Below are 17,364 nucleotides of genomic sequence, written 5' to 3'. Positions count from 1 at the left end.
CAAACAGAATATCGTTACCAGTCAATTGTGGTGCCTCGATTTCTACCGCCCCGGATAGATGCGAAAAGGTCATGACACGACGGGTTGTTTTTTTAATACAATATTGGAGTTAAGACATATTGTTCGATGACTGTACTTTGATTATCCGGGCGACATCGACTGTTATGATAAAAATCAAAATAATCAAAAATGAGATTGTCGGCCAATAAGTGATCGTACTGAGTGAAACGTTCATGGGATGATGGAGATTGAAACCAATCTTTTGAACGAGCAGAAATAACGGTACCGACACCTCTGTACATTGATAAGACAATTGCATTATTTCTATTCTCTTAAATGATGACTCTTGGTAATTGAATAACAACCTATCATTAAAATAAATGAAAAGGATAAGATAGAACTAGCAACGGGGAAATAAAGGATTGACCATATATTTAGCTTAGCAGGTGATCGGACTAGTAAACTGATCTTATACAAAGCTAGATAAAGTATGCTATTAAATAGGGCTCCCCAAATAACTGTAACTATTCCGCAAATAAAGGCTTTATAAAAGACAGTTGCAACAAGTTGAGTCGTGTTTGTGCCTAAAATACGCAACTGATGATTTATTTGCTGTTCTTTATTTGTAACCATTAGCATCATAGAAAAAATGTTAGCAAGAACTATGATTAAGGGAGCGGCTACATATACAATAAACGTAACCAGTGTTCCACTAGAATTTTGAGCGCCATTGTTTCCTGGTATGCCAAGCGTCATAAAAAGGGTATCAGTCAATAGAATTGACGTAATAATAAAGGGTACTATCAACGAACCTAGATAATGTTTTTGGTATATAAGCATCCGTCCAGCAATTTTTGGACCGGTTACTTTATGACCGAAAGGCGTAATAAATAAAGCATGTATTAAGAATGGTAGAATTTCCTTGGCCGTTAATCCAAAAAGAATCATTAATAACAAAGCGATTGATAACAGGTTAGCAACGTAGAAACTGGCCGCGTGTAAAACTTGGCCTTTTGCTATTATCGCTTGAATACCTTTAGAAGCAAAGCTCAGTGCTGTGTAATTTTTAAATAGCAAAAATAAGCACCCTACAATTATTAATACCTTTACTATGAAACCGATATCATGACTATGCTTTTCCTTACCCCGAAGGATTCCTACTTCTTTAAATATAGAATTTGCATGTATGAATCCACAAACAAAAGCAAGCATGGCAGTTAACAAAATCGTAATAAAAATTGCAATTAGAGATGGATTCATTGGGATGCTAGGAAGCCATGATTTTCCGACAATTTTTTGTAGTATCGAGTAAAGAAAATTACCAAGTGGTAGTGATAAAATATAACCAATTATCCCAGAAACGCTTCCTATTAAAAATAATTGCCCGCCAATCAATAAGGTTAATTGTAATGGAGAAGTTCCTAATAATGACCAAAGAACATATTCTTTCTGCAAAGATACAATGGCTAACTTTATAACCCCACTTGAGATTATAATTAGTGTTATTCCTCCAAAAACTAATGGCAGTATGAAGATTGGGAGTGGGTTATGTGCATTCAGAAATGTTTGCTTACTTAGTGAAAATACAGAGACTGAACCATTAAAACAAAATCCAATCATTACAGCACTAATGCTTAGGAGGGCGAGCACTCCGCCCCACTGTTTATACGAATTTTTGAACTGCGCCACAATTACTTTTATCATTTATTTTCACTCCAAACTTTTAAATGCATTAAGTAAGGAATCCTCAGTTGGTTTAACAATATTTGAGCTGACCATACCATCTATAAGTACTAAAGATCGATCTGTTTGAGAAGCCATTTCGATATCATGAGTAACCATAATGACACATTTTCCAGTTCCTGCCATCTTCTTCAAAGTATCGAAAATGAATCTCCTTGAGAGAGTATCAAGTGCACCAGTTGGCTCATCAGCAAAAATAATCTCATCATTTTTAATAAACGAACGGGCAATCGCTATCTTTTGCTGTTCACCACCAGATAAATCTTCAACTTTACTATTAGGACTGGCGGTAAAACGCATTTCTTTGAGCAAGTTATTGATTTTGGTTGCATTCCACTTTATTCCTGAAAGTCTTAAGGGCAAAACAATATTTTCAAAAGCTGACAAATAAGGAACAAGGTTATAATTTTGAAATATGTAACCAATTGTAGTTCTTCGTAACTTTGCCATTTTAGTGTTGGACAGGTTATATATTTTGTTGCCCAGCAGTTCAATTTCTCCTGAAGTTGGTTTAAGCATTCCTGAAATACACTGTAGTAAAGTACTCTTACCGGAACCTGAGGGTCCAACAATGCTTAGAAATTCTCCTCGATTTGCAGTTAAATTGACCTTTTTTAAAACTGTAGTAATATTTTTTCCTTTTTTAAAGGTCTTAGAAATATTGTTACCAACTATTACTTTATTATTTTGCATCTTTAGTGCCTCCTACAAATTCCTTTGCCAGTTAATTTGTAAATTGAAAATAATTTTAATAAAAATGGTGTCATAAATTTATAATCATGGAATTGCATCTTAATTACCAATAGGAACACTTTTGCTGATATTTTGAACGTTGATAACTTGTTGACTCATTATTAGTCACCTTCCTTTGCGTAATGACAAACGATCAGTGTCTTAACCTTTATGATGTGGCTGAGGCGTTACTTCATAGATAATTGAACTGATATTATATCGGTAGTAGGCACGTAAGATCTTCCAGAGGTATTTGGTGATCATCCATAATAACGGTATTAAAATAAGGGCAACCACGGCCATTAAAATGGTTGATGCAAATCTGATCCATGTGAAGGCACGAATTCCTTGATAGGCTTGGAATAAGATAATAATGGGAGATAGTAGACTGCCTGCAGTCGTTCCCCAAATGGTAATGAATAAAGTAATGACAACCAGCGCGACGATCCAAAAGAACAAGAAATTAAATACGAGACTTCCCAATAATGCAAAGAAATTGAATTTTCTCACGATAATCAGATCCTCCCCGAAAAAATATGAAACATCAACGTCGAATAATTTTGCCAGATCCTGGACCGCTGTGATCGGGGGCTGGTGTTTATCGTTTTCCCAGCGCGCAACAGTTTGTTGTGTGACAAATAACTTTTCGGCAAGTTGATTTTGGGTTAACTGATTTTTAATACGAATTTTTTTGATACGTTTTCCGATTGTTTCTGCATCGTGCATTTAAGTCACCCCTTTACGTTTGTTCAATTCTACTTAAACATAGATATGACCAAAAAACTAACAATTTATTTGATAGGGGTCTCTAAAGCTTAAAAAATCAATTTTTAAGAGCTTTATGGAAATTGCAAACTTCAATTTTTTGTGATTCTAATGGTTCCTAACGTGATGGCACATGTCAAATAATGCAAACCAAGGTTATCGGTTTGCATTATTTCGTGTATAAGCTTGTTGACCTAAAGAATGGTTTCACCCACTTAACCATTTTAAATTCATTATTTATCCATAAAAAATTCATATTTATTTCACAAAATCGGTATAACCTAATACTTGATTAGCGGCGTGAATGGATGCTTTGAATGATGGCAATCTTGATTTATCAATGTTTATCGCGGTTGTGTTTCAGTTTGCGATTTGTTACGATAGGCGTCCGGTGTATAATGAAACAAATCTCGGGATAGGGGCGTGTATAACATGATTGAATTTAACCATCTAAGAAAAGTGTATCCTTCAACTGAAGCATTAAAAGATCTTTCTTTGACCATTCCAAGCGGTAAGATTTTTGGCTTTCTAGGTCATAACGGTGCTGGTAAATCAACAGCATTAAAAAGTCTGGTCAGTATTATTGAACCAACGTCGGGGACAATTAGCGTGGACGGCTATAATTTGGCCGAACATCGTTTATCTATTAAGAAAAAGATCGGGTATGTGCCTGACTCTCCGGATATGTTTCTCGAACTAACTGCTAATGATTACTGGGATTTAATCGCTTCTGCCTATGAGATTCCCAAGGATACCCGGGAACAGCGTCAAACCGAACTGGCTCGGTTATTTGATATGGATTCACACGCAGATGAAGCGATTGGTGATTTCTCACATGGCATGCGACAAAAGACGATTGTGATTGGTGCACTCTTACCCGATCCTGATATTTGGGTGTTGGATGAACCAATGACGGGATTGGATCCCCAAGCAATCTATGATTTAAAAACGTTAATGCGTTCTCATGCTGCAAAGGGAAAAACCGTTGTATTTTCAACCCATGTGTTGGCAACTGCGCAAGAATTATGCGATGAATTGGCAATTTTACGTCATGGGCAGTTAATTTATAATGGCTCTGTTAATCAGCTTCTAAGTACTATGCCAAACGCGACTCTTGAAACGATCTACTTAAAGATGGCCGGGCGTCAAGGTGACAATGAAATGATCAATCAACTTGAGGGGGAAGACAAACATGATTAATCGGCAATTAATGCAACTGATTAAAATCAATATTTTGTATGTTAATCCTCAACAAACTCGAAAGCAGCGTGAAAACGGCAAGACGGGTGCGGCACTGTATCGATCACTCATTTATCAATATCTTCTCTTGGGCGCACTGTTCGCGTTTATATATGGGGCATTACTGCTCACAACAAATTTGGTCAAGGATATTGGCGAATTTACCAATATTGTCGGTTTGTTTACGATTATTGGGTTATCTCAAAGTGTGACGACGATTGATAACGTCTTTTTTGAAAGTAAGGACCTAAAGGACTATTTGCCGCTACCATTGAGTCAATGGGCAGTTTTTGCTGCCAAATTTTCGGTAGTCGGTTTAACCATTTTGCCAACTGCATTGCCTGTGTGGATGATGTTTGTGATTACAGGCATTCAAACGGGACGATTCATTGGCATCGGATTTACAGTCGGGACATTATTATTTATTCTCTACTACATATTTTTATTTCTATTTTGTTCAATCGCAATTTTTAGTTTTGCTCAAACGGGGATTTATCGACATCATCAAAAATTAATGACATTCCTGATGACGGGTATCACAATGGTTGCAATGGCTGTTGCAGTATTTGTGATGAATATGGCAAACAACGATAATTCCACAAGTCTTAAGGCTATTCCGGGGTTTGCGCAATTACATCAGATCGTCGTTGATCCGACTAGTCTGGTCAGCCTTGTAACGATTGCCGTTCTTTTGATATCAGTATTTGTCATGGGTGTCCTATTACAGAAGTGGTTACTGCCAAAGGTTATGAGCGGTGCAAATGTGCAAGCGAGAACCGTAAAACGCAAACATCGACAAGGTCAGGGGATGGCACGCCAATTTATCCGTTATAATCTTGGCTTGCTTGGAAATCCAACGTTGTTAACCCAGTCCATATCGATCACAATATTCCCGGTAGTGATTTACAGCATTGCCATGTTTGTTCAAAATGGTTTTTCATTGGCGAACCTTACCGCTAAATACGCTGGTGTGATGTTTGTGGCTGGGATTATGGTAGCTATTATTACGGTTAATCAGGGTTCTCTTTCAAGTGTGATGATTTCACTGGATCGACAAAACTTGGCGTTCATTAAGTCATTGCCAATTGATTTCAAAGGCTATCTTTGGTTGAAATTCAAATTGATTGTCATTGTTCAATCCTTGGTTTTGATTTGTTTGGCCATTGGGTTTGGTTTTTTTGCAAAATTGCTGTGGCTCAATGTGCTGACGCTTTGCTTGGGGGTTGTCCTCGGCAATATTTTAAGCAGTATGTACAACTACACTCGTGACTGGCGACTGCTTGACCTAACGTGGACAAATGCGACTCAGCTGTTTAATCGGGGTGGTGGTAATATGCTGATTGGATTTGTTATTCTGGGAACCATGATTGTTGGCGCGATGGTGGTCGGACTCTATGCAGCGATGCTTAACGCATTTCCACCAGTCATTATCAACGTGAGTGCAATGATGATTGTTATCATTGCAACAACTTACGTGGTTTGGCATTACATGGATTATTGGAAAAGGGCGGATTTGACGTTATAAAAGGTTCGAATAATCTTTTATTAATCAATTAATCAATTTACGTAAAGTTGACTATTTTATAGATAATTGAAAGGAGATTTTATTGAGAAGTTCTACAAAAGATTATACAAGGCGTCTGTTTTGGCAAGTCAATTGGCGGTTTGGTATTATGGGGCTCGTGCTCTACTGGTTATTTAAAGATAAGTCAGGCTGGCATCGGCAGAATGGCGTTAAAAGACTTTTTGGCTGGACTTTCTTTGCTTTTTTCATATTGCTTTTTGGCGTGCCACTCTTATTTGTTTCGGTAGCGAAGCTGGTTTTATACATTGTTTTATTGGCAGTGTGCAGTGTTGGCTATGGACAATGGGCGCAACGTTATTTTGACCATAAAGTGAAGACCGATCAGAAAGAAATTTTTGGAAGTGAAAAGCATTTTTAATAAAAAACAATTACTGTTGATAGCTGGGATAACGATGCTAACAGTCGCGTTTGGAGTACAGGCCAATGCCCAAGCTGGTCCCAAAGTTGTTCAATCACATACAATGCCATCATCATTTATCGGTTCTTGGCATCTCTACGATCAAGATCATCATCAGTTTGAAAATATGAAAATAACAGCAAATTCAGTTCAGCAGGGGGAACACAAAGTTTTCGGTAAGAACCTGATCATGCAGAGAATCAAGTTAGAGGACCATTATCAATATTCGTTCTTCGATAAACGGGTTAAAGATGGCTGCTTTGGCCTTTACCATCCTGCGAGAGTTCTGGTAAATGGACATTATTATCGGTCAATTCTACTAGATAGGCAGATGGCATATTTACCGTTTAAGACCAAGCGCCATGTGGTTATTCCAAAAGTATATCGATACTAGAATCAAAAAAGCGTCTTTCCGGTTAGCGATTCTGCCGGAAAAGCGTTTTTTGTTACGATTCGTTAGAAATCGCAATTTTGCCGATCATATGGTTTGTCTCGACTTCTTGGTGAGCCCGTTTTAAGTTATCAACATTAATGGGGGTTAACGTTTTGGTGACCGTTGAATGGATCACACCGTTATCCAACAGTGTTGCAACCCGATCAAGAATCTGGTGTTGTGTCACCATATCGTCGGTGTGATAGTAGGATTTCGAATACATCCATTCCCAGTGAAACGATGCACACTTTTTTGTTAGTTTTTGTAAATCAATACCGTGTTTATTTTCGGTAATTGCGCCAACTTTGCCGCCAGGTTTGATAAGCTCAGCAATTTCACCCCAGTGACCATCAAGATCATTTAAATTTAAAATATAGTCCACATAATGAAAACCAAGTTTGCGAACTTCGGAAACTAAATTAAGGCGATGATTGACGGTCTTATCTGCACCGTTCTTTTTAACCCAGTTAATTGTTTCAGGACGAGATGCACTCGCAATGACTCTGAGTCCTGCCATATGTGCGAGTTGGGTTGCAATTGAGCCGACACCGCCGGAACCGTTGATAATTAAAATTGTTTTATCAGCATTCTTCTCTGGTTGATCAGGATTGATTTGCAAGCGCTCAAAGAGTACTTCCCACGCAGTCAGGCTTGTTAACGGCATGCCGCCGATTTGGGCTGCTGTGAGTTTCTTTGGCGCATGGCCGACAAGTCGCTCATCAACCAATTGGTACTCGCTATCTGATCCTGATCGAATAAATGACCCGGCGTAGAATACCTTATCACCAATGTTGAAAATTGATACATCGCTGCCAACCTCAACGACTTGACCATAGGCGTCCCAGCCAATCACTTTTGGCTTTTTCAAAGTGTGATGACCATTGCCCCGTACCTGTACATCGACCGGATTAACCGAAGTTGATATAATCTGAACTAATAAATCACGCCCCTTAGGTGATGGTCTGTCTAATTCGAACGTTTCCAGACTTTTTGGATCCGAGATTGGTAAAGGTTTGGTGAATCCAATAGCTTTCATATAAATGACTCCTCTCTTGTTAGTTTTAGTGTAGAACGATTCAGAATCGAAACAAGAGGTGAATTTTTTTGGACTATGTTACAAATTTTTCCAGAGTAAGCGTTTCTGATTGAAACGATTACTCTCGGGAATTAACATGAAAGTGACGATATCTAATCGTTCAGGGAGGAATTAAATTGAAGAGAAAGATTTATGATTGCCAAGAAGGTTGCCCCGTTGAAAGTACCCTGCAGATTATTGCCGGAAAATGGAAGAGCGTGATTGTTTATCATTTACTGGATGGTACGAAACGCTTTAGTGATTTACAAAAATTAATGTCTACTTGTTCCAGAAGAATGCTTGCTTTACAGTTAAAGGAATTATTGGCAGATGGTGTGGTTTCAAAGGAGGTTTATCCAACGGTTCCCGTTAAAACGACGTATTCGTTAACCGAATTTGGACGGACATTGAAGCCGGTTGTTTCAGCGATGGAGCAATGGGGAATGATGTATAATCAACTAAAAAGTAGTGAAGTCAAGAATACACAGATATCAGAATCGTAGATGCATGAAAGGAGTCGGCTGAACAGTCGATTTCTTTTTTTGTAACGTTTATCGTACGCTATTTAGGCTAATACAGCTATAATGTATTAAATAACAACTTGAAAATAGTTTTTAATGCAACTATGGAGGGAGAAATAATGATTGAATATAAATATGACGTCCAATGTCTAATCGATGGTCATGATCTGGATGAAGACGCAATCGATGCTTATATTAAAGGCCATTTCGAGGGTGACAGCTTAATTGCAGTTGGTGATGACACACTGATTAAAATTCATTTTCACACTAACAAACCATGGGAAATCTTGGAGTACTGTGCTTCATTGGGTGAAATCTTTGATATTGTGGTTGAAGATATGGATCGCCAGGCTCGAGGACTGAAGGGCTGATCGAGGAGAAAGGAACTGTTTTATGGTGAAAGATGTATTGCTTGTCATTGATGTTCAAAACGGCCTTCAAGAAGCAGTCGGTTTTAATGAGTTGATAGATAGAATCAATCAGCGAATAGATGCATATCTTCATACCCAACGACCGGTTATTTTTATTCAGAATGTTGATTCAGAGTTACCTTATGGCAGTGACGATTGGCAATTGGTCAAAGCACTGCATCACCAATCTTCTGATCGGGTGATGCTTAAGTACCATTCGGATTCTTTTTTTGAAACTGGACTGGCAGATCTACTTCATCATCGGAAACTATCTTCTGTTGAGGTTTGCGGTTTGCAGACGGAATATTGTATCGATACGGTAATTCGTGTGGGTCATGATTTGGGCTTCAAGATGGCGATTACTCATCATTTGCACACAACATTTGATGGTAGTTTATCGGCCGAACAAATAAGCCGGCACCATGAAAGCATTTGGAATGGGTCGTTTGCTGAGGTGACGAATTGGTAAGAGTGAGTCTGTCCAAGGGCATGCCAACAGCGCCTAGGGAATCTTGACCAACAAATTGAGAAACTTGATCTTTGAGAACACCGGCCGTGAAAAAAATCTGGTAGAAAACGCAAATGTGCTGATTATATTGCCATTTTTGGTAGGTCCAGGGATATCTGAAGCTTTAATCCCCAGCTGGGTGATCTCTTTTAGGACTAATCCGGTTGCTTCTTTGATCTCTCTGATAATAGCGTTTTGAAGTGCCTCACCATCTTCCAAGCTGCCACCCGGTAGATCGTATCGATTGATATATGGACCGCCATTCTTTTTAATAACAACTAAACTACTATTTACTTCAATGATGCCATATACGCCGAATGCGCTATGGTATTTTTTTCGTCATGTCCGATCGCCTCACTTTATCTTTATGATCATACAACAATAGTTTATTTTTTTTCGTTAAATTACGAACACTTCAGAATAACAATGCTTTTTTATAAGGCATATCTAATTATTATTCATTTAATGATTATGATATGATTAATTTAAAGGAAGTGATCACATGCTCGATATTGAGAATATAACAAAGCAATTTGGAACGGTTAAGGCGCTTAATGATGTGAGCTTTACGGTTCCGGATGGTCAGATAACCGGTCTTATTGGTCAAAACGGGGCAGGTAAGTCGACAACGTTTCACAGCATTCTGAATTTTCTGAAGTATGGTGGGAAAATTACATGGGATGGAGAACCGGTTACCGAAGCTGATTTTGATAATATCGGTTATTTACCGGAAGAACGCAGCTTGATGCCGAAGTTAACGATTGAACAGCAGATTATCTATTTGGCCCGGTTGAAAGATAAACCTGCAAAGGTCATTCGGCCGCAAATTGATGACTGGATGGATAAGTTTGCGGTAAAAGGGAAAAAAACCGATAAGATCAAAAGTCTGTCAAAAGGAAATCAGCAAAAGGTCCAGCTGATTTGTACGTTAATTCATCATCCTAAATTGATTATTTTGGATGAGCCGTTCAGCGGTCTTGATCCGGTTAATTCCGATCTCTTGAAGAAAGCAATTTTGGAAGCCCGCGATCAAGGTGCGGCAATTATTTTTTCCAGCCATGATATGGCCAACGTTGAGAGCATTTGTGATCGCTTGGTCATGTTGAAAACCGGCAGCGTGGTTTTGAACGGGACGATTGGTGAAGTCAGGGATTCGTTTGGCAAATCGGAAGTTTATGTCACGACTGATTGGTCGTCCGATCAGCTTGATCAGCTTCCCCATGTCGTTAAAGTGACCCATATTCGTGATCAGCGATACCTGTTAAGGTTGGATGATCCGAGCACCGGGCCTGAAGTTTTTGATAAGCTAACCGGTGGTCATTATATTCAAGAATTTAGCCAACAGCCACCCACTCTGGATGAAATCTTTAGAATGAAGGCGGTGACGACTCATGAATAAAACATGGATTGTGGCATTGGAAACCTATTTACGGCAGGTGAAATCATGGAGCTTTGTGATTTTGGTCGTTTCACCATTCTTAATGTTGGCAGTATCCCTTGGTGTTGGCTATATGAGTGCGACTTCCGGTTCCAATACGGATAAGATCGCTGTTATTTCAAATAATCCGGCGCTGCGAAAACAATTCATTAGTACCAATAAAGATGATATTAGTCAGAAAGTGACAACAACGAATACGGCCAAGAGAAAAGTGGCTGATGACAAGCTGGCGGGATATTTACAATTGTCTGTGACCAATCAGCAGGTCTCCGCACGCTATTATTCGAAAGAGTCAATGGATAGTTCATTGAAGTTGAGCGTTGAAAATTTTTTAAATAAGAATCAGCAGGCTTTAAATGTCCAAAATGCAAAGCTGAGTTCAGGCCAAATGAAGTCGCTGAGTCAACAGCCGATTTTCAAGCAGCACATTAAACAAAGCTCAAGCAGTAACGACATTGTTAAAATAGCGTCGTTTTGGATTCTGGTCTTTGTTATTTACATGGTTCTGATTACTTATTCGTCCGTTACCGCTCAAGAAATTGCTTCTGAAAAGGGTACGAAGATCATGGAAATCATTTTTTCCAGTACGAAAGCTTCAAAATACTTTATCGGTAAAATTACGGGTGTGATGATGGTTATTTTAACCCAGATCCTCGTTTACATTATTGGCGGGTATGTGTTCTATGAAATTTTGAGGCGGATTTCAACCTTTAGAAAGGTATTTGATCAGTACCAGTCATTAATTAAGCCGATTATTGGGAACTTATTGAACGTCAATCTGGTCTATTTATTCCTGGGTGTCATTATATACACAATTGTTTCGGCCTTCAGCGGGGCACTGGTTGCCAAACCGGAAGACGCACCCAAAGCAGCTCAACCTGCGATTTATTTAGGAATGTTGGCATTCTTTTTGACTTTTCCATTTCAGAGTAACGCAACGGGATTGGTGGTTAAGATTTTATCCTATGTTCCTTTCTTCTCGTCATATTTCATGCCGTTGAGAATTATTAATAATGAAGCCGGTGCACTTGAAATCAGTTTGTCACTTCTGGTTCTCGTTTTAACAATTGTTTTATTTGCTTGGTATATCAGCCGAATTTATGAGGGGTTAATTTTGCAGACAGATGATTCTAGCTTCTGGAAACGCCTTAAGCGCGGTCTTTCCTATCAAAGTTAGGTGGATTTGAATCATTAAGATGACGTTTTTATTAAAATTTATCTCAACTAAATCGATAATAGCTGGTATCATGTAACTAAATATATCTGAATCGTTCAATACGGATGTATTTTCTCAAAAAAAACGATAGATTGCGGAGGGATTTTTATGAAAATTTCAGTTCAAGGCAATTTGCAGACAAAACCGCTGGTGGGAAGCTATGCGGAAGTTGAGAAAAGAATCATTGCGGATTTAGACAAGTTACAGGTTAAGGATGGTAAAAAACCACTTTCCAAGATTTCAGAGGAAGTGGTGATTGAACCTTACCGTGATGGTTCATATCCATATCATGCAATGTTATCCGAAGCAGCCAAGATATTCGATCTATCTCCGGAAATTCAGAAGTATGCGACGATGAGTACCGACTAATAAGCGTTTTTCAGTAGATCATGCGATAGTTAGTCAGGATAAGTGACGTTATAACATTAGAATATCATTAAAAGGGTTAATATCTGATTATATAGGTATTAACCCTTAATTTTTGAAATTTCATTTACTTTTAATTTTTCTTCTGATAAGATAAAACCAATTTATGAAAAGGGGATCACATGAAATGAAAAACACTAACTCAGCTTTAAACTTAAATAGCCTAATTTCTCGCATTGTGATTATTATTAATACTGCGGGCTAATTAGAGTGCCCGCAAGCAAATGCGGGCAGGGTTGGTGCATTTCGCCAAGAACTGTCAATACAGTTCTTGGCGTTTTTTATTTCAGGAAAGGAGGCGGTTTATGAAAATGGTTGAAAATGTTGCCTGGTAATGAGTGATTGTATTGTCTTTCACAACACGTAAATAATAGAGGAGAGTGAATGGTTTTATGGAAGATACGCCTACGACAGCAGTTGATTCCACACAAGAATCGACTGTCACTTTACAAAGAGATCCTGTAAGAACAGTTATTTTAGCTTCAATGATCGGAACGGCAATTGAATTTTTTGATTTTTATGCTTATGGTACCGCAGCAGCTACATATTTCCCGAAAGTCTTTTTCCCGAAAGTGACCCCAGCGATTGCCCTTATTTTGAGCCTTTTAACATTTGGTGTTGCCTTTATTGCAAGACCCCTTGGCTCACTAGTATTTGGTCACTTTGGTGATAAATTGGGAAGAAAGAAAACCTTGGTTGTGTCACTATTGACAATGGGTACCGCCACCGTTGTGATTGGAGTGTTGCCAAGTTATGCAACATTGGGCATCCTATCAGTCTTATTACTTTGCCTGGCTCGCTTCATTCAAGGAATTGGGCTTGGCGGTGAATGGTCCGGTGCCGTTTTAGTTGCGACTGAAAACGCACCAGCTAATAAGCGTGCCCTTTATGGAGCCTTTCCCGAATTAGGTGCCCCAATCGGTTTCTTCTTAAGCAACGGACTTTACTTTGTTCTTGAGTCAACCTTGAAGCCGGCACAAATGCAAGCCTTTGGTTGGCGCATTCCGTTTCTTGCATCAGCTGTCCTGGTTATTGTTGGATTGGTTGTTCGTGAAAAAATGCAGGAAACACCACTATTCCGTTTGGCAATGGATAAGTCCAAGGTTCAAAAATCCCCATTGGCTCAAGTCTTTAAACATAATTGGGCTGAAATCCTTAAAGGAACTTTCATTATGGGTGTTGCCTACACCTTCTTCTACCTGTTGACAACTTGGTCATTAAGTTACGTCACAACCGCAATGAGCTTTAATAACCGTGAGTGGTTGTTGCTGCTAATGCTTGGTGTTGTTTTGTTCGGTGTTATGATTGTTGTGGCCTCATTATTTGCCGATCGAATTGGTCGAAAAAAGGTTTTGGTCACAGGAACTGTGATGATTATTGCCTTTGCATTGATCTTCCCATTCTTTTTCCAGGGACAACATAACCTCGCTGGCGGTTTGTTCTTCATCTTTGTTGGTTTCTTTATTTATGGTATTATCTATGGACCGGTTGGTGCATTATTGCCAGAATTATTCCCAACCAGTACCCGTTATTCCGGTTCCGGAATTGCCTACAACCTGGCAGCTATCATTGGTGCCGCGTTTGCGCCAACAATTGCAGCGTTCCTTGTTGATAAATGGGGAATCCATTCTGTTGGTTTCTATTTGGCATTGATGGCTTGTGTTTCATTAATTGCTTTATTGACAACCAAGGAAACGAAATCAATTGATTATACAAAATAACAATGTGTGATCGTATAATATAGAAAGAAAAATCCGATTTGGCACTTTGCCAAGTCGGGTTTTTGTGTTCAAAATATAGGTTATAATAGAAGCTAAGTGTCAACGACCATTATTTTTGAAAGGAATTAAACCATGTTTGTCTTTAATCATTTTAATGTTGACGATCATCGTATCAGTTTGCTGTTGCCGGAAAGGGATCAAGCACATGCCCTTTTCCAGGTTGTTGAAGCGGATCGCGATGAATTAAGAAAGTGGATGCCATGGACTGATGACACCAAGTCTGAGCGCGCAGAAGCTAAATTCATCAAATATATACAGGGACGGATGGTTGAAGGAAAAGTATTTATGTTAACCATTGCGATGGATGGTGTACCGGTTGGCATGATCGATTTTCATAATATCGATCACGCTGATCGACACGCCGAAGTGGGATACTGGCTTTCCAGTAGGGTTCAGGGAAGAGGCATTATGACACGCGCGCTAAAGCTCATGATCGATCATGGGTTTAAATCGATGGGATTACATAAGATCTTGATTCAGGTGGATTCGGGAAATCATAAGAGTGATGCTATTCCCAAAAGGCTTGGCTTTTCTAAAGAAGCGGTATTTAAAGAGCAGATTTATTTCCACGGTGAATACCGGGATTTTGTAGAATTTGGGCTGATTAATCACGCAAACCGTGATGATTCAAAAATAGGGAAGTAAACCTTGAAAAGTATTCCAAAATTAGGTGTCTGTAACCCGTTAAAATACGGTACAATATCCTTTTAGACATTTAACTAGAAAGTGTGTTTTCTTTGAATAAAAAAATTATGTCCGGCTCATTCTGGCTATCATTTGGGAGTATCTTTTCACGAGTTCTCGGCGTGATTTACTTAATCCCTTGGCTGGCAATGATGGGAAGTGCCGCACATCAAAATGCAGCGCAAGCGCTGTTTAATACTTCATACACGCCATATGCCCTGTTCATCTCCCTTGGAACGGCTGGCTTTCCTTCTGCAATTGCACGACGGGTTGCCTATTATAATGGTGAAAATAAATTTTTGAATTCTAAACGATTGGCTAAAGTTGGCTTCGGATTAATGTTGGTTTCCGGTGTGGTTTGCGGTATTCTATTGTACATACTGGCACCACTTTTATCAGCAAACAGTCCTGTTGTATCACCACAAATTTCGACAACAGCAATTCGTTTTCTGGTTCCTGCGATTGTTATTTTGCCTTCTATGAGTGCCGTTCGTGGCTGGTTTCAAGGGAATCAGGATTTAAAACCATATGGCGTGTCCCAATTATGGGAACAATTTATCAGAGTGGTCTTTATGTTGGCCGCCACCTATGTTGTAATTTTTATTTTTCACAAGTCATTTATCCACGCTGTCTATTTAAGTGTTATGGCGGCACTGGTTGGGGCATTAGCCAGTTATCTATATTTGGCGCTCTATTATAAGAAACAAAATGCTGATTATATAGAAAGAGCAAAGCAAAGTAAGCCTTACGATCTACAAGGACTTGGCAGGACTTTTAAAATGATCGCTTATGAATCGATCCCGTTTGTCGTCGTTGGCTCAGGCATTTCATTGACACAACTGGTTGATCAACTGGTTTTCAAGCAGGTCATGGAAAACGTCTTACATAAGACGGCGCTATACACGCAGAACATTTTTACCATGTTTTCTGCCAACCCGACTAAAATTACGACGGTTGTTGTTTCATTGGCGTTGGCGGTTGCTGAGACAACGCTGCCAATCTTGGCAAGTAGTCGGGCAGCCGGTAAAAAGGATATTGGTGATTTGGTTCTTCAAAACTTAAATATGTTGATTTTTACGCTGGTACCGATTGTGACGATTTTAAGTGCTCTGTCTTTTGAAATTAATGGTGTTTTCTTCCCATTCAGCTTTTTAGGCGGTAAGTATCTATTTTGGAATATCATTCAAAGCTTAATCCTTGGATTGGCAATTAATAGTTTGACGTTGCTTCAGGCACTGCATTACAGTAAAAAAGCGATGTTTTACCTGATTGGCGGTCTTATTGTGAAGCTGGTGCTACAAATACCGCTTGTTACCTGGCTTCAGGGATTTGGTGCCATTTTGGCGACTGCCATTTCGTTTGGATTGGTCTGCGTCTTAAGTATCAGAGAGGTCCGAAAAGAGTTTAACGTGAAATTATCCAAGTTGACGCTCAACGTGATCGTGAACGCCTGCTTCGCAATTGTTGTTGGATTGGCAGCGACAGGGATGAATCAGGTTTATTTACCGGTGACCAAGATTTCTGCGTTTATTTACGCCGCTATTTTTGGACTGGTGGCCTTGTTAATATACTTGGCATTGGCCAACGCAACCGGACTATCCAAGCATGTGTTTGAAAAGAAGATAGGGTACCGTTACTTTAGATACAAGCATTTTGAATAAAGTATAGAAGCGGTTACTGAAGAGCTTGATCCCAATATTTTTCTTGATAAATGATTGAATTAACATTTTAAAAGTAGGGGGGATTTTGATGATATATTCTTCAATCGTTTCTTTATTAATCATCATATATTTCGTTAAAGATCAGTTTGAGTTTTCTAAAGTAACCAAGATGAGGCTGTTATTTTTACCTATTTTCTGTTTATATCAATTTTTTTCTAAATTGAATATTAATAGTGTTCATGATATTGTCATGTTGATCGTTATTCTTATTTTCTCAATTGTCGTAGGATTTTATCAAAGTGTTAATTTTAAAATCAAAGAGCTATCAACGTCTAAATATTTTTTTATTGATGATAATGGTAAAGAAGTTAATATCTATCAAAAGGCTTTATATGCCAGGGGTGGAAGATCATATCTAATTGGCTGGCTTTTAGTGTTTTTGTTTACACTATTGCTAAATAGTAAGTTTAATAGCGATTTGAACTTTTTCAAATTCACTCATGAGTTGGTCGACGAGATGATGAAAGATTTAGCCATCTTTATGCGAATAAGGGATACAAACAGTGGTTGGAAATCTTGGGGAATTTTGGGTATCACTAATATTGTGTATTTGTTTTTTATCAGACATAAGTCAACTAAAATGAATCAGTTTTTCAAGTCGAACACCATGGAGACTATAGGCTCTAAAAAATAGTTAAGCGTGATTGAGGTTAGTTTTGGGGAGAAAAAGATCAAAAAATGAAGTGGGCT

The 17,364-nt window shown here is 38.7% G+C and carries 19 protein-coding genes; 14 read left to right on the top strand and 5 right to left on the bottom strand.

The genetic code is table 11. The annotated features are described in order from the left end of the window. Window positions 1-324: 324 nt before the first annotated feature. The 3 genes from GQR93_RS13490 to GQR93_RS13480 all read right to left on the bottom strand — a co-directional run bounded on the left by GQR93_RS13490 (window position 325) and on the right by GQR93_RS13480 (window position 3,201). Entirely contained in the window at window positions 325-1,704 is a 1,380-nt protein-coding gene (locus GQR93_RS13490; protein WP_003550580.1) for an ABC transporter permease family protein, read from the bottom strand. Window positions 1,705-1,710: 6 nt separating this feature from the next. Further along, complete coding sequence (locus tag GQR93_RS13485) at window positions 1,711-2,436, bottom strand: ABC transporter ATP-binding protein (RefSeq protein WP_159298811.1); 726 nt, start codon at window positions 2,434-2,436, stop codon at window positions 1,711-1,713. 201 nt (window positions 2,437-2,637) lie between these two features. Continuing rightward, window positions 2,638-3,201 carry a helix-turn-helix domain-containing protein gene (locus GQR93_RS13480; RefSeq protein WP_003550576.1) on the bottom strand — a complete coding sequence of 188 codons (564 nt, stop codon included), beginning with the start codon at window positions 3,199-3,201 and terminating at the stop codon, window positions 2,638-2,640. A gap of 471 nt (window positions 3,202-3,672) precedes the next feature. Between GQR93_RS13480 and GQR93_RS13475 the strand changes: the two genes are divergently transcribed. The 4 genes from GQR93_RS13475 to GQR93_RS13460 all read left to right on the top strand — a co-directional run bounded on the left by GQR93_RS13475 (window position 3,673) and on the right by GQR93_RS13460 (window position 6,855). Beyond that, window positions 3,673-4,440, top strand: coding sequence for an ABC transporter ATP-binding protein (locus GQR93_RS13475; protein ID WP_003550563.1), 768 nt, complete (start codon window positions 3,673-3,675; stop codon window positions 4,438-4,440). Next, window positions 4,433-6,004 carry a hypothetical protein gene (locus tag GQR93_RS13470; RefSeq protein ID WP_003550561.1) on the top strand — a complete coding sequence of 524 codons (1,572 nt, stop codon included), beginning with the start codon at window positions 4,433-4,435 and terminating at the stop codon, window positions 6,002-6,004. The genes GQR93_RS13475 and GQR93_RS13470 overlap by 8 nt, the downstream gene beginning before the upstream one ends. An 82-nt stretch (window positions 6,005-6,086) precedes the next feature. Beyond that, the gene (locus tag GQR93_RS13465; protein ID WP_035444144.1) at window positions 6,087-6,422 is read left to right on the top strand and encodes a hypothetical protein; all 336 of its coding nucleotides are present in this window, start codon (window positions 6,087-6,089) and stop codon (window positions 6,420-6,422) included. 34 nt (window positions 6,423-6,456) lie between these two features. After that, window positions 6,457-6,855 (top strand): hypothetical protein, encoded by a 399-nt coding sequence (locus tag GQR93_RS13460; RefSeq protein ID WP_225442033.1) that lies wholly within the window; start codon window positions 6,457-6,459, stop codon window positions 6,853-6,855. 52 nt (window positions 6,856-6,907) lie between these two features. On the opposite strand, the gene GQR93_RS13455 is transcribed toward GQR93_RS13460, so the two are convergent. Further along, on the bottom strand, window positions 6,908-7,930 hold the full coding sequence (locus GQR93_RS13455; protein WP_003550555.1) for a zinc-binding alcohol dehydrogenase family protein: 1,023 nt from the start codon (window positions 7,928-7,930) through the stop codon (window positions 6,908-6,910). Window positions 7,931-8,106: 176 nt separating this feature from the next. On the opposite strand from GQR93_RS13455, the gene GQR93_RS13450 reads away from it, so the two are divergent. The 3 genes from GQR93_RS13450 to GQR93_RS13440 all read left to right on the top strand — a co-directional run bounded on the left by GQR93_RS13450 (window position 8,107) and on the right by GQR93_RS13440 (window position 9,369). Next, window positions 8,107-8,472 carry a winged helix-turn-helix transcriptional regulator gene (locus tag GQR93_RS13450; RefSeq protein ID WP_003550552.1) on the top strand — a complete coding sequence of 122 codons (366 nt, stop codon included), beginning with the start codon at window positions 8,107-8,109 and terminating at the stop codon, window positions 8,470-8,472. Between the two features lie 137 nt (window positions 8,473-8,609). Continuing rightward, window positions 8,610-8,861, top strand: a complete 252-nt coding sequence (locus tag GQR93_RS13445; RefSeq protein WP_035444142.1) for a dihydroxyacetone kinase — start codon at window positions 8,610-8,612, stop codon at window positions 8,859-8,861. A 22-nt stretch (window positions 8,862-8,883) separates the two neighbouring features. Beyond that, the gene (locus tag GQR93_RS13440; protein ID WP_003550540.1) at window positions 8,884-9,369 is read left to right on the top strand and encodes an isochorismatase family protein; all 486 of its coding nucleotides are present in this window, start codon (window positions 8,884-8,886) and stop codon (window positions 9,367-9,369) included. A gap of 33 nt (window positions 9,370-9,402) precedes the next feature. Here the strand turns inward: GQR93_RS13440 and GQR93_RS13435 are convergent, their stop codons facing one another. Then, window positions 9,403-9,681: an NUDIX domain-containing protein gene (locus GQR93_RS13435; protein WP_233419639.1), complete on the bottom strand. Its 279-nt coding sequence runs from the start codon at window positions 9,679-9,681 to the stop codon at window positions 9,403-9,405. A gap of 229 nt (window positions 9,682-9,910) precedes the next feature. On the opposite strand from GQR93_RS13435, the gene GQR93_RS13430 reads away from it, so the two are divergent. The 7 genes from GQR93_RS13430 to GQR93_RS13400 all read left to right on the top strand — a co-directional run bounded on the left by GQR93_RS13430 (window position 9,911) and on the right by GQR93_RS13400 (window position 17,308). Continuing rightward, window positions 9,911-10,807, top strand: a complete 897-nt coding sequence (locus tag GQR93_RS13430; RefSeq protein ID WP_003550538.1) for an ABC transporter ATP-binding protein — start codon at window positions 9,911-9,913, stop codon at window positions 10,805-10,807. Continuing rightward, complete coding sequence (locus tag GQR93_RS13425) at window positions 10,800-12,023, top strand: ABC transporter permease (protein WP_003550536.1); 1,224 nt, start codon at window positions 10,800-10,802, stop codon at window positions 12,021-12,023. The genes GQR93_RS13430 and GQR93_RS13425 overlap by 8 nt, the downstream gene beginning before the upstream one ends. 147 nt (window positions 12,024-12,170) lie before the next feature. Next, on the top strand, window positions 12,171-12,431 hold the full coding sequence (locus tag GQR93_RS13420; RefSeq protein ID WP_003550534.1) for a hypothetical protein: 261 nt from the start codon (window positions 12,171-12,173) through the stop codon (window positions 12,429-12,431). A gap of 449 nt (window positions 12,432-12,880) precedes the next feature. Further along, window positions 12,881-14,209, top strand: a complete 1,329-nt coding sequence (locus tag GQR93_RS13415; RefSeq protein WP_159298810.1) for an MFS transporter — start codon at window positions 12,881-12,883, stop codon at window positions 14,207-14,209. A gap of 132 nt (window positions 14,210-14,341) precedes the next feature. Further along, complete coding sequence (locus GQR93_RS13410; protein ID WP_003550531.1) at window positions 14,342-14,914, top strand: GNAT family N-acetyltransferase; 573 nt, start codon at window positions 14,342-14,344, stop codon at window positions 14,912-14,914. Window positions 14,915-15,021: 107 nt separating this feature from the next. Beyond that, on the top strand, window positions 15,022-16,614 hold the full coding sequence (locus GQR93_RS13405) for a putative polysaccharide biosynthesis protein (RefSeq protein WP_187117509.1): 1,593 nt from the start codon (window positions 15,022-15,024) through the stop codon (window positions 16,612-16,614). An 88-nt stretch (window positions 16,615-16,702) separates the two neighbouring features. Beyond that, window positions 16,703-17,308, top strand: coding sequence for a hypothetical protein (locus GQR93_RS13400; protein ID WP_003550519.1), 606 nt, complete (start codon window positions 16,703-16,705; stop codon window positions 17,306-17,308). Window positions 17,309-17,364 lie beyond the last annotated feature (56 nt).

Origin of the sequence: Lentilactobacillus hilgardii, from assembly GCF_009832765.1 — a bacterium.
GTDB lineage: Bacteria > Bacillota > Bacilli > Lactobacillales > Lactobacillaceae > Lentilactobacillus > Lentilactobacillus hilgardii.
This window is presented reverse-complemented; position numbering and strand designations above follow the sequence as displayed.